The following is a 12,926-nucleotide window of genomic DNA, read 5'->3' on the forward strand; positions in this document are numbered from 1 at the left end:
GATGCTGTACTTCCTCCGGCGGACCGGCTTCTTCGTGGCCACGTTGTGGGCCGCGGTGACGCTGAACTTCCTGATCCCCCGGCTCCAGCCGGGGGATCCCGCCCAGGCGTTGCTGTCGCGGCTCCAGGGCAATACGCAGGCGGTCAATCCGGTCCAGCTGGCCGCGATCCGCAAGATGCTCGGCACCCGGGACGGGAACCTGCTCTCGCAGTACTGGGACTATCTGGGTGCCGTCGTCCACGGGCAGTTCGGCGTCTCGTACTCGTACTACCCGTACTCCGTGACCTCGATGATCGCGACCGCCTTGCCGTGGACGCTGATCCTGGTCGGCGTCACCCAGATCGCCTCGTTCGCGATCGGCACGCTGCTCGGCGCGTGGGCGGCGTACCGGCGTAACTCGCGGGTCGACTCAGTCATCACGCTCGGCTCGACGTTCGTCGGCACGCTGCCGTTCTTCTGGATCGCGCTGGTGCTGATCTTCGTGTTCGCGATCACGCTGAACTGGTTCCCCGACGGCGGCGGGTACGGCGGCGGCAGCAGTCCGAGCTGGACCTGGCTGTTCTTCTCCGACGCGTTCCAGCACAGCGTGCTGCCGGCGCTGGCCTTGCTGATCACCGGGCCGGTCGGCTGGATCATCGGGATGCGCAACAACATGGTGCAGACGCTCGGCGAGGACTACGCACGCCTGGCCCGGGCGAAGGGTCTGCCGCGGCGACGGATCGCGCTGACGTACGGCGCGCGGATCGCGATCCTGCCCAACGTCACCGGGTTCGCGATCGCGCTCGGCGGGCTGCTGGGCGGGACCGTGCTGGTCGAGACGATCTTCAACTACCCCGGGCTCGGCCGGCTGCTGCTGGAAGCCGTGTCGAACAAGGACTATCCGCTGATGCAGGCGCTGTTCCTGTTCACGACGATCGGCGTACTGATCGCGAACTTCCTCGCCGATGTCACGTACGGGTTCCTGGATCCGCGGGTGCGACGGGCGGAGGCGCCATGACGATCCTGTGGCGCAACCGCAAGTGCCGCGCGGGCATGATCATGCTCGCCGCGTTCATCCTGATCGCGGTGTTCGCCTCGGTGATCGCGCCGTACGGTCCGCGGGACTCCGACTTCGCGGCCTCCGCGGGCCCGTCCGGCGCGCATTGGCTCGGTACGACGGCGCGCGGCGAGGACGTGTTCTCGCAGCTCGTGTACGGCGCTCGTACGTCGCTCGTCGTCGGGCTAGTGGCCGGCGTACTGAGCACGCTGATCGCAATGGCCGTCGGTCTGACCGCCGGATACTTGCGCGGTGTGGTGGACGAGGTGCTGTCGTTCTTCATCAACCTCGGCCTCGTCGTGCCCGTGCTACCGCTGATGGTGGTGCTGGCCGGGTACGCGCCCGTGAAGGGCCTCGGCCTCATCATCGTCGTGATCACCGTGACCGGCTGGGCGTACGGCGCCCGGATCAAGCGCGCGCAGATCATCACGCTGCGGACGCGGGACTACATCACCGCGGCGAAGTTCGCCGGCGACAGCACGGCCCGCATCATCGCGTTCGAGATCGTGCCGAACATGATCTCGCTGATCGTGGTCGGCTTCATGGGCGCTGCCCTTGGCGCGATCGGTGCGGAGGCGGGCCTGGCGTTCCTCGGGCTCGGCGATCCGCAGACGGTCAGCTGGGGGACGATGCTCAACCAGGCCAGCCTCGGCGGCGCGCTGACCACCGGGCAGTGGGCGTGGCTGGTGGCGCCCGGCCTGGTCCTGGCGTTGCTGATCACGTCGTTCACGCTGATGAACTTCGGGATCGATGCCTTGAGCAACCCACATCTGAGGGAGGACTGAGATGGCGCTGCTCGAGGTCCGCGACCTGAGCGTCACGTACAGCCCGCGCGACTCGGCCGCCGTACGGGCCGTGGACGGGGTCAGCTTCGAGGTCCGCGACGGCGAGTTCGTCGGTCTGCTCGGCGAGTCCGGGTGCGGCAAGTCGACGCTCGGCAACGCCGTACTGCGGCTGCTGGACAAGCCGGCCGCGATCACCGGCGGGTCGATCGTCTTCGACGGCCGGGATGTGACGACCGTTTCCGAGGACGAGCTGCGGTCGTTGCGCTGGGTCGACCTGTCCACGGTCTTCCAGTCGAGCATGAACTCGCTGAACCCGGTGATCACGATCCGCCGGCAGTTCGCTGACACCTTCGAGGCGCACGGCGCCGACGGCGATGTCGGGGCGCGGGCCGGCGAGCTGCTGGAGATGGTGTCGCTGGACCGGTCGGTGCTGAGCCGGTTCCCGCACGAGCTGTCCGGCGGGATGAAGCAGCGGGTCGCGCTCGCGCTGGCCCTGGCGCTGGAGCCGCGGTTCGTGCTGCTGGACGAGCCGACGACCGGGCTGGACGTCGTCGTACAGCGCGACATCCTCGACCGGTTGCGGGTGCTGCAGGCGCGGCTCGGGTTCGCCGTACTGTTCATCAGCCACGACCTCGGCACGGTGATGGAGCTGGCCGACCGGGTGATGGTGATGTACGCCGGGGAGATCGTCGAGGACCAGCCGGCTGAGGAGATGGTGTCGCGGCATCTGCATCCGTACAGCGCCGGTCTGCTCGGCTCGTACGCCGATCCGCGCGACGAGGTCGTCGAGGTCGAGTTCATCCCGGGGCGCCCGCCGGACCTGTCGCAGTCGTACGCCGGCTGCCTCTTCCAGCCGCGCTGCCCGGTCGCCGTGGACAAATGCCGGACCGTGCATCCCGATCTGCTGCCCGCGGGGCGTGGTCAGGTCCGGTGCATCCTCGTCGAGGAGTCCATGGGCGACCGGGCAGCGCTCGACAACACCGCAGCGCCGCGGGACCAGGTGTTCGAGGCCGGCCGGTCCGAGCTGGCCGACGTGGAGCCTGTGCTGGTGGTGGACGGGATCAGCAAGGTGTACCGGAGCCGGCGCGGGCTTCGGACGACTGGGACCACGGCCGTCGACGACGTGTCGTTCGGGCTGCGGCCGGGGCAGGTGACCGCGTTGGTCGGGCAGAGCGGGTCGGGCAAGACCACCATCGCGCGGATGCTGACCGGTGTGGAGCGTCCGACAACTGGAGCGATCTGGTTCGGCGACACCTCGGTCGGGCGGTTGCGGCGGAGGGCGCTGCGGAAGTACCGGCGGCATGTGCAGTTGGTGTTCCAGGACCCGTTCTCGGCTTTGAATCCGACGCGGACGGTGGCGTATGCGCTGTCCCGGCCGTTGCGCAACCACCTCGGATTGAGCGGGGCCGCGGCGCGGGTGCGGGCGGGCGAGTTGCTCGAGACGGTCGGGCTGTCGCCGGCAGCGCAGTACCTGGACAAGTTGCCGCATCAGCTGTCCGGCGGGCAGCGTCAGCGGGTCGTGATCGCGCGGGCGCTGGCGCCCGAGCCCGAGGTGGTGATCGCGGACGAGCCGATCTCGATGCTGGACGTGTCGATCCGCGCGGAGATCATCGCGTTGCTCGACCAGCTGGTGCGCGATCGTGGCATCGCCATGCTGTACATCACCCACGACCTGCTCAGCGCGCGGTTGCTGGCCGACGAGGTGATGGTGCTCAACGAGGGCGTGATGGTCGAACGCGGTCCGACGCTGCAGGTCATTGGTGAGGCCAAGGATCCGTACACCCGGAAGCTGCTCGCGGCGATCCCCCGGCCCGGCGCCTCAGGTACGGCGGTAGTCGCGCGGGGAGACACCGAACTGCGCGCGGAATCGGCGTGACAGGTGGAACTCGTCCGCGAAACCGAGGGTCCGGGCGATCTCGCGGTGGGTGAGGTCGGTCAGGCGTAGCAGCGTTGCCGCAGCCTGCAAGCGTCGTTCGCTGCGGAACGCGGCCGGCGTCTGGCCGACCTGTTTGGCGAATCTGCGGCGGAAGGTGTCGTAGCTCAGGCCGGCCTCGGCCGCTACTGCTCTGAGGTCCGTGCTTGCGGTGAGATCGTCGGCGAGGCGGCCCATCGCGTCCAGAATCTCCATGCTCACGTCGTCCGCGGTGTCCTCCACGTCGACGAGCCAGTCGGCCAGCGCCACCAACTGGTGTTCGGCGGCGCGACGGGTTTTGGGCGGTGCTCGCAGTACGGTGCGGAGTGCTTCGATCGCCGGCAGCGGGACCGGGTACCGAGGACCTGCCGGACCTGACAGGTGCTGGATCGAGTCGAACAGCGGGCCGGTGAACACGACGAAGAGCTCGGTCCACCGCTCCCCCGGATCGGTGTGGTACGTGTGCGGGAACCCGGGCGGCACGATCGTGTGAGCGCCTGCCGTGATGCGCTCGGCCCGACCGTCGGCGTCGCGATAGTTGCCCTCGCCATCGATCAGCACCGACAACACGTAGCCGTCCATCACCCGGAGCGCGGACGACATGATCGGCTCGGAGTCGATCACCTCGCCCGCAAGCACCAGCCGACCGAGCCTGGTCTCCGGCCCCTCGGCGATCGTGACGATCGTGCGCTGACTCATTGGCGCAGGCTACGCCAAAATGTTCATGTCCGGGTCGCGGTCAGACATTCTTCGCCGGGTGCTGCGCGCCTAGCGTTTCCGGTAAGCCGATTTCACCGGAGGACGCCATGAACGACCTGGTCACGCCCGAGCACCTGGCCCAGTTCCGCGACGAGGGGTACTTCGTGCTGGAGCGGGTGCTCACCGACGAACAGCTCGAGTTGCTGCGCGGCGGAGCGCAGTACTCGATCGACAAGCTCGACGCCGCGATGGATGCCGCGGGCACCGACTCGCTCGGGATCAACCACCGGGGCAAGCGGTACTTCAGCAGCATGATCTACCAGGACCGGCCGGAGCTGCGGCAGTTCCTGTTCAGCGACACGATGGCGGAGATCTGCCGGGCGACGCTGGGCGACGACGCATGGCTGTTCTGGGAGCAGTACGTGATCAAGGCCGGCGACCCCGACACAGCCTTCGCGTGGCACCAGGACTCCGGCTACGTGCACGAGGACCACGCGCCGTACCTCACCTGCTGGATCGCTCTGGACGACGTCACCGAGGAGAACGGCTCCGTCTACCTGCTGCCGTACTCCCGCTCGGGCATCCGGTCCTACATCAAGCACATCCAGGACCCCGAACTCAACGACCTGGTCTGCTACTTCGGCCCCGACCCCGGCCTCCCGATGACCGCCCCCGCCGGCTCCATCGTCGTCTTCTCCAGCGTCGTCATCCACCGCAGCGGCCCCAACCGAACCGACCGCCACCGCCGCGTCTACCTGGCCCAATACTCCAAAGAAATCATCCCCTCCAAAGACGGCCAGGGCGCCCACGGCTCCTTCGACCCCTTCCTCAAATCCGGCCAAAACATCGCCGACCGCTGAAGAAGAGTAGAGGGCGTTCAGAAGAGTGCTATTCAGAAGTCGAGGCTAGCCCTTAGAGCGGGAGGTTGAAGAAAGAACAAGAAGAGAAGAGATTTGGACTGGTGGCTGGCTTAGGTGCCGTGCCGCAAGAGGTGAGCCGGTGCGGTGCTCGACCGGAACGGCACGGACGGCAGCAGAACTACGTCAGCAAGCGCCTCGGCTAAGGCGTGGTTCGGACGTGAGCCACTCACCAACCGAAGGTAGCCCGGTGGCCTCAGGCCCGCGCCACCTCTCTTCGACGCCGGTTCCGCAGGTTTGCTGAGTGGTGGCGGTCCGCCTCAACGTCTGCCGAAGCACGGCGGCGCCGTAGGGAAAGCGAGGTTGGGGAAGATCGTCTACCCAATTCGGTACACGATCCTCCCCAAGTCCCGTCGTCGTCCACCTCCGGCCCGGTTGCAGGTTGGCCTGCGCGACCTCGGAATGTCAGCATGCGCATCGGTCCTGCCGTACCTTGGAGGCGGAGTTCAGTCGACGGCTCCGTCGCGCAGCGCGCGGCGAGGTGATGTGCGTCCTTCGTCGACGGCCGGCAGCTGCAGCTCGATCTCCACCTCGTCGAGGAACTGCGGCATCTCGGCCGAGGTGAGAACCAGATCGCCGTACGGATCGATCCGGCGCAGCATCGGCAGCTTGCTTCGCCCACAGATCCCAGCGAACCCGTCGCCCGAATCTGCTACGCCGTCGAGCCGAGTCAATCGCCGCCGCCTCGAACTCGTGCCCGGCTGACTGACCGCGTTCAGTACCACATCAACCCCCACGACGCTCCCCCAGACTCCGCGCGGGCGCAGCGCCCGAGCCTCGTCGCAGCTTGGCGTACTGCGGGGTCAATCCGCCGGAGAGCACGAACTTCCGGTCCTCGCCGGGGCCCGCCTTCAGTTGGTACGCCGCCTGTTCCAGCGCATCCTGGACTAGCTGTTGCGGGGGGCGTACATGATGACGGCGACGCCGAGGAGGCAGATTGCGGCGCCCAGGAGGTCGTAGCGGTCGGGTTTGAAGTGGTCTGCTATGACTGCCCAGGTTAGGGAGCCGGCTACGAAGATGCCGCCGTAGGCTGCCAGAATTCGGCCGAAGTTGGGGTCGGGCTGGAAGGTGGCCACGAAGCCGTAGGCGCCTAGGGCAACTATTCCGGCGGCTATCCAGAGGATGCCGCGATGTTCGCGCCAGCCTTGCCAGATGAGCCAGGCGCCGCCGATCTCCGCCACCGCCGCTAGCACGAACAACAGGACAGACTTCAGAACCGTCACGGGCGGCCGATCTCGGGGAACGGGAGGGGGCAGTTGGGGTTGCCGGCGCAAGTCTCTAGGTCGTCGCAGCCGGCTGCGATGCCGGCTCGGAGGGTCTCGGCGATGACCGTCAGGTCGGCGATCTTGGCTTCCACGTCCGTCAGCTTCTCGCGGGCGCGGGTCTGCAGGCCGGCTCCCTCGCCTTGGGCGTGGCGGTGGCGGGCAGTGTCGAGCAGGTCGGACACCTCGGTGAGCGTGAAGCCGAGTCGCTGGGCGGCCTTGATCACTCGCAACGTCGTCACCGCTTCCGACGGGTACATGCGGTGCCCGCCGAGGCTGCGCGCGGGTTCGTCGAGTAGGCCGCGGCGTTCGTAGTACCGCAGGGTCTGGAGGTTGACGCCGGCTGCGGCGGCTAGCTCGCTCGATCTCATAGCAGTCCGTCGAGTACGGCGGTTTGCGTGGGTGGGACTGTGATTCGCAGCAGCAGGTGGTCGGCGTCCGAGGTCAGCGTGAAGGTGAAGAACGAGCAGCATTCGGTCTCGCGGGCGGTGAGGTCCTCGACAGTCGCGCGGGATGCGGGATCGAGGGTCAGCTCGAGGGTCTGCGCGTCCACGCGGTCGGAACCGCGGAGATGCTCGGCGAACAGCTGGTCGAACTCGGCGACGCGGAACGGGCGTTCCGCGGTCGGCAACGTGCAGGCGTCGGGTGCCCAGATCAGATCGTCCATGAGATCGACGGTAAACCTGTACCCAAGTACCGGATGCAAGCCCGTCAGCCGGTCCACGTCAGCACGTACGCGACCGCGCCGAAACTGACCCGGTCCCCCGGCCGGACGCGGACCGTGGTGGTGATGCGGAGACCGTTGACGGTGGTGCCGTTCATCGAGCCGAGGTCGCGGAGCATCCAGCCGTCGTCGACGTACCGCAGCTCGGCGTGGTGCCGCGACACGGACTCGTCGGGCATCCGCAGCGTCGCACCGGCGGCGCGCCCGATCCGTACCGTCGGCGAGCCCGGCGCGGGCAGCGCCAGACCGGGCAGCGGTACGGCGGCCGTCGGCCGCACCAAGCTCACCTGCGGCAGCCTGTCGAGCCACGAGGCAACAACCCCAACCGGATCAAACCGGGCACCACGCGACGCGCGCGGCGCAACCCGCGCCGGCTGCGCCGTCCCAGCCGCGCCGCCATGGGCGGCAGGACCGTAGGCGGGGTACTGCGGGCGCTCCCCTGCCCGTCCGCCCGGGACCAGGCGGCCGTCGGCACCCGCTCCGTACGCCGAGGCCGGGCCGCCATGGGCAGCCGCCCCGTAGGCCGAGGCGGGGCCGTCCGAGACCGGCGGACCGTAGGCCGAGGCGTCATGGGCCGACGGACGGTAGGTCGGGGCGGTACCGCCGTAGGCGGTGGGGTTGTGGGGGTGGGCGCTGGTTCGGGCGTTCGGGGTTGTGGGGCGCTGTACCTTCAGGCGGGGCAGTTGGGCGCGGAATGCGCGGGTCCACGTGCGGAGGCGGGGTTCGGTGGGTGGGAGGTCCCGGATGGCGTCGGCCAGTTCGCCGCGGCTCTGGGCTCGCAGGACGAAGTTCATCCGGCGGATGAAGGTGTCGTGCGACAGTCGCCCGGTGCCGGCGCCGTCGCGCAGTACGGCGAGGGCGCGGTCGCGCTCCGCGTCCGACGGACGCGTCCCCTCCACCGGCACGGAGGTCATGGGGCCTCCCGGTCTGGACTGAGGAGCGTAGGGAGCGAAGCGACCGGAGCGACGAGGGAAGACCGGGAGTCACAGCCCCATGACCCGCCGCGCCGGAGGCGTGGCATCAGTAGGGTCATACACCTCATTGTCCGTGGCGGTCAGGTTCACTGTCCACCAGAGGCGTTGCTGGAGACTGTCGGTGGGGTGGGACAGAATGCAGGGATGCGACTGCCTGTCATGCCGCCGGTGAAACCGATGCTCGCCAAGCCGGTGAAGGAGATCCCGCGCGGCGAGATGAGCTACGAGCCGAAGTGGGACGGATTCCGGTCGATCATCTTCCGCGACGGCGACGAGGTGGAGATCGGCAGCCGGAACGAGAAGCCGATGACGCGGTACTTCCCCGAGCTGGTCGAGGCGGTGAAGGCGAATCTCCCCGAGCGCTGCGCGATCGACGGCGAGATCATCGTGATCGGCGAGTCCGGCGACCGGCTCGACTTCGAGGTGCTGCAACAGCGGATCCACCCGGCCGCGAGCCGGGTGAACATGCTGTCCGAGAAGACCCCGGCCCGGTTCGTCGCGTTCGATCTGCTCGCGCTCGGTGACGACGACTACATGGAGCGACCATTCGCCGAGCGTCGTACGGCGCTGATCGACGCGCTCGCCGGCGTGAAGGCGCCGATCCACGTCACCCCCGCGACGGCCGACCACGAGATCGCCACGCAGTGGTTCGAGCAGTTCGAGGGCGCCGGCCTGGACGGGCTGATCGCGAAGCCGCTCGACGGGACCTACATCCCGGACAAGCGGACGATGTTCAAGATCAAGCCGGAGCGTACGGCGGACTGCGTCGTCGCCGGCTACCGCGTGCACAAGAGCGGCGAGGACCGGATCGGCTCGCTCCTGCTCGGGCTCTACAACGAGGACGGCACCCTCGCGAGCGTCGGCGTGATCGGCGCGTTCCCGCTCGAGCGGCGCAAGGAGCTGTTCCAGGAGATGCAGCCGCTCGTCACGACCTTCGACGAGCACCCGTGGGCGTGGGCGAAACAGGAGGAAGGCGTCCGTACGCCGCGGAACGCGGAAGGCAGCCGCTGGCAGGCCGGCAAGGACCTGTCGTTCGTCCCGCTGCGGCCGGAGCTCGTCGTCGAGGTCCGCTACGACCACATGGAAGGCATCCGCTTCCGCCACACCGCGCAGTTCGTCCGCTGGCGTCCGGACCGCACACCGGAGTCCTGCACGTACGAGCAGCTGGAGGAGCCGGTGAAGTTCGACCTGGCCGACGTCCTCTCGAGCGCGCAACGCTGATGCTCTACAGCATCTACAACGCGCGACTGCGCCGTCAGCTCGCCCGACTACCGCGGCCTGAACATGTGGCGATCGTCATGGACGGCAACCGCCGGTGGGCGCGCGGAGCCGGCTACGACGACGTGCGTGTCGGTCACCGCTTCGGCGCCAAGCATCTCGAGCAGTTCCTGCAATGGAGTGCGGATGCCGGGGTCCGGTGTGTCACCGCCTGGGTCGCGTCGGCCGACAACTTGCGTAAGCGGGAGTCAGGTGAGGTCGGCTACTTGATGGAACTGACCGAGACCGTCCTCGCGGATCATGTCCGCCGCGACCATCGCTGGCGACTGCACCTGGCGGGCCAGCTGGATTTGTTGCCTGATTCAACAGCTCGGGCGTTGAAGGAAGCGGTTGAGCTCAGCCGGGGTCGTGAGGCGGGAGACCTCACGATCGCGATCGGCTACAGCGGACGGCTCGAGCTTGTGGACGCCGTCCGGTCGCTGCTCGACGAGGCCGCGGCCAACGGCCGGTGACTCGACGACGTCGCAGACTCATTGAGCGAGGAGGACATCGGCCGGCATCTCTACGTGCCGGGCCTGCCGGACACCGACCTGGTGATCCGGACCAGCGGCGAGCTACGCATGTCGGACTTCCTGCTGTGGCAGGCAACTCGCTCCGAGATCGAGTTCTGCGACCTGTACTGGCCCGCGTTCCGCGAGGTCGATCTGCTCCGCGCCCTCAGGACCTACGGCAGACGCAAACTGCAACGTTCCAGTTGAACATTTTCGGACCGGTTCGGGGCACTATGGGAGGTATACCGACTGGTAAGCATCGGAGGTTTGCGCGATGTACGACGTCGTACTGCTCGTCGAACAGGAACTGTCCGAGCCCGACGCGAAACGCGTCGTCGAACTGCACAACGACATGCCGGAGCCGGTCACGTACCACGTGCTCGTGCCATGCCACAACGCCGAAGCCGGCGTCGAGGCCTCGATCAGCGCGCTCGGCACCGCGGACCTCTACGGGCCTGGACTAGCCGGTCAGCGTGAGGACCTCGCCGAGGCCCAGAAGGCGATCGACACCGAGGCCAAGGGCTGCAGCGGGCGCAGCGTCCAGCGGCTCCGCGACCTCGGCCAGCACGCCGAAGGCGGGATCTCGCACGAGCGGCCGATCGACGCCCTGGTCGCGACCGTGCAACAGGCCCAGGGGCGGGAGGTCATCATCCTGACCCGCCCGCACATCGTGGCCGAGTTCTTCCATCTGGACTGGACCAACTCGGCGCGCCGGCATCTCGGCGTCCCCGTGCTCCATCTGCTCGAGCACGACACCGAGAAGGTCGCGTCAGTGCGACAGCAGGGCCGCGTAGGTGACGCCGCCGGCGAGACTCGCGATCAGCAATGACAGCGTCGTCCTGACCGCACGCTCACCCGTGCGGCCGTAGTGGCGGCCGTCCTCGGAGTGGTACGCGAGCTTGAAGCCGGCGTACCCCGCTGCGAGAACGAGCCCGAACCTGATCATCAGACACCTGCCGCCGTGCCGGACACTGCACCGGATTCTGTGAACTGCGTGTGGTACAGATCAGCGTACTCGCCGCCCGCGGCGAGCAGCTGCTCGTGCGTGCCGCGCTCGACGATGTTGCCGTGGTCAACGACCAGGATCAGGTCGGCGTCCCGCACGGTCGACAGCCGGTGCGCGATGACCAGCGAGGTGCGCCCCTCCAGCGCGGTGTCGAGCGCGCGCTGAACGGCGACCTCCGACTCGGAGTCCAGGTGTGCGGTCGCTTCGTCGAGTACGACGATCTTCGGTGCCTTCAGCAACAACCTGGCGATCGCGAGTCGTTGCCGCTCGCCACCGGACAGCCGGTGACCGCGGTCGCCGACGACCGTGTCGAGACCGTCCGGCAGGGCGGAGACGAGATCCCAGATCTGGGCCGCGGTGAGCGCGCCGATCATCTCGTCCTCGGTCGCGTCCGGCTTGGCGTACAGCAGGTTGGCGCGAATCGTGTCGTGGAACATGTGGGCGTCCTGCGTGACGTACCCGATCGTGTCGTGCAGCGACTGCAGCGTGACGTCGCGGACATCCTTGCCGCCGACCCGGACGACTCCCCCGGTCACGTCGTACAGCCGTGCGACCAGGTTGGTGATCGTGGTCTTGCCCGCGCCGGACGGGCCGACGAGCGCGACCATCTGGCCGGGGCGGATGACGAAGCTGACGTCCTCGAGGACCTGGGCCGAGACCCGCTTGTCCAGTACGGCGACGGCCTCGAGGCTGGCCAGTGAGACCTGCTCCGCGGTCGGATAGGCGAACGCCACATGCTCGAACTCGACGCCGGCTGCTTCGTCGGGTACGTCGACCGCGTCCGGCGCGTCCTTGATCATCGGCTCGAGATCGAGCACCTCGAAGACACGCTCGAACGAGATCAGCGCGGTCATCACGTCGACGCGGATGTTCGACAGTGCGGTCAGCGGCCCGTAGAGCCGGCCGAGCAGCGCGACGAGTGCGAGCAGTGTCCCGACGGTCAGCGTCTGCCGTACGGCGAGGTTGCCGCCCACGCCGTACACCAGGGCCGTCGCCAGCGCCGCGACCAGCGTCAGTGCCGTGAAGAACACCCGACCGAGCATCGCGATCCGGATACCCAGGTCGCGGACCCGGCCGGCGCGCTCGCCGAAGTCCGCGGTCTCGAGCTGCGGCTTGCCGAACAGCGTGACGAGCAACGCGCCGCCGACGCTGAACCGCTCGGTCATCGCGGTCGACATCTCGGCGTTCAGATTCATCTGCTCACGCGTCATCGCGGCCAGCCGGCGGCCGAGGACCCGCGCCGGGATCAGGAAGATCGGCAGCATCAGGATCGCGACCACGGTCAGCTGCCAGCTCAGGGCCAGCATCGCGCCGACGACCAGGATCAGGCTGATGATGTTCGAGACCACGCCGGACAGCGTGGAGGTGAAGGCCTGCTGGGCGCCGATGACGTCGTTGTTGAGGCGGGACACCAGCGCACCGGTCTGGGTGCGGGTGAAGAACGCGATCGGCATCCGCTGGACGTGCGTGAACACCCGCGTCCGCAGGTCGAAGATCAGCCCCTCCCCGATCCGCGCCGAGAACCAGCGCTGGATCAGGCCGAGCAGCGCCTCGAAGACCGCGAGTACGGCGACCACCAGCGCCAGCGCGGTCACCAGGCCCGCGTTGCCCTTCGAGATCCCGTCGTCGACGATCTTCTTGAACAGCAGCGGCGACGCGATCACCAGCACCGCGGACACGATCACCAGCAGCAGGAACGCCGCGATGTGCCAGCGGAACGGCTTCGCGAACCGCGCGATCCGCGGCAGCGTGCCCTTCGCCAGCTTCTGCCCGGCGATCGACGCGTCCTGCCGCCGCCAGCCCATCGCGCCCATCGGGGGACGCATCATTCCGGACATCCCG

General features: G+C 68.3%; 14 protein-coding genes and 1 pseudogene. 7 read left to right on the top strand and 8 right to left on the bottom strand.

The window, feature by feature from the left end; all coding sequences use genetic code 11:
* Position 1 precedes the first annotated feature (1 nt).
* Genes ABT313_RS23415 through ABT313_RS23425 form a run of 3 tightly spaced genes read left to right on the top strand, consistent with a single transcriptional unit; the run spans position 2 to position 3,697 of the window.
* A complete protein-coding gene (locus tag ABT313_RS23415; RefSeq protein ID WP_350857470.1) occupies positions 2-997 on the top strand; it encodes an ABC transporter permease in 996 nt (331 codons plus the stop codon).
* Positions 994-1,821, top strand: coding sequence for an ABC transporter permease (locus tag ABT313_RS23420; RefSeq protein WP_350857473.1), 828 nt, complete (start codon positions 994-996; stop codon positions 1,819-1,821). Before ABT313_RS23415 ends, ABT313_RS23420 begins: the two co-directional genes overlap by 4 nt.
* Position 1,822: 1 nt before the next feature.
* Positions 1,823-3,697: an ABC transporter ATP-binding protein gene (locus ABT313_RS23425; RefSeq protein ID WP_350857476.1), complete on the top strand. Its 1,875-nt coding sequence runs from the start codon at positions 1,823-1,825 to the stop codon at positions 3,695-3,697.
* Here the strand turns inward: ABT313_RS23425 and ABT313_RS23430 are convergent.
* Positions 3,641-4,432, bottom strand: coding sequence for a helix-turn-helix transcriptional regulator (locus tag ABT313_RS23430; RefSeq protein ID WP_350857479.1), 792 nt, complete (start codon positions 4,430-4,432; stop codon positions 3,641-3,643). The two genes, ABT313_RS23425 and ABT313_RS23430, sit on opposite strands and share 57 nt — an antisense overlap.
* Positions 4,433-4,539: 107 nt before the next feature.
* On the opposite strand from ABT313_RS23430, the gene ABT313_RS23435 reads away from it, so the two are divergent.
* On the top strand, positions 4,540-5,292 hold the full coding sequence (locus ABT313_RS23435; protein WP_350857482.1) for a phytanoyl-CoA dioxygenase family protein: 753 nt from the start codon (positions 4,540-4,542) through the stop codon (positions 5,290-5,292).
* A 503-nt stretch (positions 5,293-5,795) separates the two neighbouring features.
* Here ABT313_RS23435 and ABT313_RS23440 read toward each other — a convergent pair.
* From ABT313_RS23440 to ABT313_RS23460, 5 genes are all read right to left on the bottom strand, one after another.
* Complete coding sequence (locus ABT313_RS23440) at positions 5,796-6,086, bottom strand: hypothetical protein (RefSeq protein WP_350857485.1); 291 nt, start codon at positions 6,084-6,086, stop codon at positions 5,796-5,798.
* A gap of 150 nt (positions 6,087-6,236) precedes the next feature.
* Positions 6,237-6,572, bottom strand: a complete 336-nt coding sequence (locus ABT313_RS23445) for a YnfA family protein (RefSeq protein ID WP_350857488.1) — start codon at positions 6,570-6,572, stop codon at positions 6,237-6,239.
* The gene (locus ABT313_RS23450) at positions 6,569-6,982 is read right to left on the bottom strand and encodes a MerR family transcriptional regulator (RefSeq protein WP_350857491.1); all 414 of its coding nucleotides are present in this window, start codon (positions 6,980-6,982) and stop codon (positions 6,569-6,571) included. The genes ABT313_RS23445 and ABT313_RS23450 overlap by 4 nt, the downstream gene beginning before the upstream one ends.
* Positions 6,979-7,278, bottom strand: coding sequence for a hypothetical protein (locus ABT313_RS23455; protein WP_350857494.1), 300 nt, complete (start codon positions 7,276-7,278; stop codon positions 6,979-6,981). Before ABT313_RS23455 ends, ABT313_RS23450 begins: the two co-directional genes overlap by 4 nt.
* Before the next feature lie 44 nt (positions 7,279-7,322).
* Positions 7,323-8,249: an FHA domain-containing protein gene (locus ABT313_RS23460; RefSeq protein WP_350857497.1), complete on the bottom strand. Its 927-nt coding sequence runs from the start codon at positions 8,247-8,249 to the stop codon at positions 7,323-7,325.
* Between the two features lie 204 nt (positions 8,250-8,453).
* On the opposite strand from ABT313_RS23460, the gene ABT313_RS23465 reads away from it, so the two are divergent.
* The 3 genes and pseudogenes from ABT313_RS23465 (at position 8,454) to ABT313_RS23475 (ending at position 10,907) form a co-directional block, all read left to right on the top strand.
* Positions 8,454-9,530: an ATP-dependent DNA ligase gene (locus tag ABT313_RS23465; protein WP_350857499.1), complete on the top strand. Its 1,077-nt coding sequence runs from the start codon at positions 8,454-8,456 to the stop codon at positions 9,528-9,530.
* Between the two features lie 77 nt (positions 9,531-9,607).
* Positions 9,608-10,285 (top strand): annotated as a pseudogene (uppS, locus tag ABT313_RS23470) (polyprenyl diphosphate synthase).
* Between the two features lie 67 nt (positions 10,286-10,352).
* Positions 10,353-10,907 (top strand): hypothetical protein, encoded by a 555-nt coding sequence (locus ABT313_RS23475; protein ID WP_350857502.1) that lies wholly within the window; start codon positions 10,353-10,355, stop codon positions 10,905-10,907.
* Here the strand turns inward: ABT313_RS23475 and ABT313_RS23480 are convergent.
* Together ABT313_RS23480 and ABT313_RS23485 are read right to left on the bottom strand one after the other, a co-directional pair.
* Positions 10,848-11,024, bottom strand: a complete 177-nt coding sequence (locus ABT313_RS23480) for a hypothetical protein (RefSeq protein WP_350857504.1) — start codon at positions 11,022-11,024, stop codon at positions 10,848-10,850. The genes ABT313_RS23475 and ABT313_RS23480 overlap by 60 nt on opposite strands.
* The gene (locus tag ABT313_RS23485; protein ID WP_502884012.1) at positions 11,024-12,922 is read right to left on the bottom strand and encodes an ABC transporter ATP-binding protein; all 1,899 of its coding nucleotides are present in this window, start codon (positions 12,920-12,922) and stop codon (positions 11,024-11,026) included. The genes ABT313_RS23480 and ABT313_RS23485 overlap by 1 nt, the downstream gene beginning before the upstream one ends.
* Positions 12,923-12,926: the final 4 nt, after the last annotated feature.

Origin of the sequence: Kribbella sp. NPDC000426 (assembly GCF_040300265.1) — a bacterium.
Classification (GTDB): domain Bacteria; phylum Actinomycetota; class Actinomycetes; order Propionibacteriales; family Kribbellaceae; genus Kribbella.

What these genes read in the sequence shown, in the direction of transcription:
- ABT313_RS23455 (WP_350857494.1), bottom strand. Translation starts at nt 7,278, where the DNA reads ATGGACGATCTGATCTGGGCACCCGACGCCTGCACGTTGCCGACCGCG.
- ABT313_RS23425 (WP_350857476.1), top strand. Translation starts at nt 1,823, where the DNA reads ATGGCGCTGCTCGAGGTCCGCGACCTGAGCGTCACGTACAGCCCGCGC.
- ABT313_RS23435 (WP_350857482.1), top strand. Translation starts at nt 4,540, where the DNA reads ATGAACGACCTGGTCACGCCCGAGCACCTGGCCCAGTTCCGCGACGAG.
- ABT313_RS23460 (WP_350857497.1), bottom strand. Translation starts at nt 8,249, where the DNA reads ATGACCTCCGTGCCGGTGGAGGGGACGCGTCCGTCGGACGCGGAGCGC.
- ABT313_RS23465 (WP_350857499.1), top strand. Translation starts at nt 8,454, where the DNA reads ATGCGACTGCCTGTCATGCCGCCGGTGAAACCGATGCTCGCCAAGCCG.
- ABT313_RS23415 (WP_350857470.1), top strand. Translation starts at nt 2, where the DNA reads ATGCTGTACTTCCTCCGGCGGACCGGCTTCTTCGTGGCCACGTTGTGG.
- ABT313_RS23475 (WP_350857502.1), top strand. Translation starts at nt 10,353, where the DNA reads ATGTACGACGTCGTACTGCTCGTCGAACAGGAACTGTCCGAGCCCGAC.
- ABT313_RS23430 (WP_350857479.1), bottom strand. Translation starts at nt 4,432, where the DNA reads ATGAGTCAGCGCACGATCGTCACGATCGCCGAGGGGCCGGAGACCAGG.
- ABT313_RS23450 (WP_350857491.1), bottom strand. Translation starts at nt 6,982, where the DNA reads ATGAGATCGAGCGAGCTAGCCGCCGCAGCCGGCGTCAACCTCCAGACC.
- ABT313_RS23420 (WP_350857473.1), top strand. Translation starts at nt 994, where the DNA reads ATGACGATCCTGTGGCGCAACCGCAAGTGCCGCGCGGGCATGATCATG.
- ABT313_RS23480 (WP_350857504.1), bottom strand. Translation starts at nt 11,024, where the DNA reads ATGATCAGGTTCGGGCTCGTTCTCGCAGCGGGGTACGCCGGCTTCAAG.
- ABT313_RS23485 (WP_502884012.1), bottom strand. Translation starts at nt 12,922, where the DNA reads ATGTCCGGAATGATGCGTCCCCCGATGGGCGCGATGGGCTGGCGGCGG.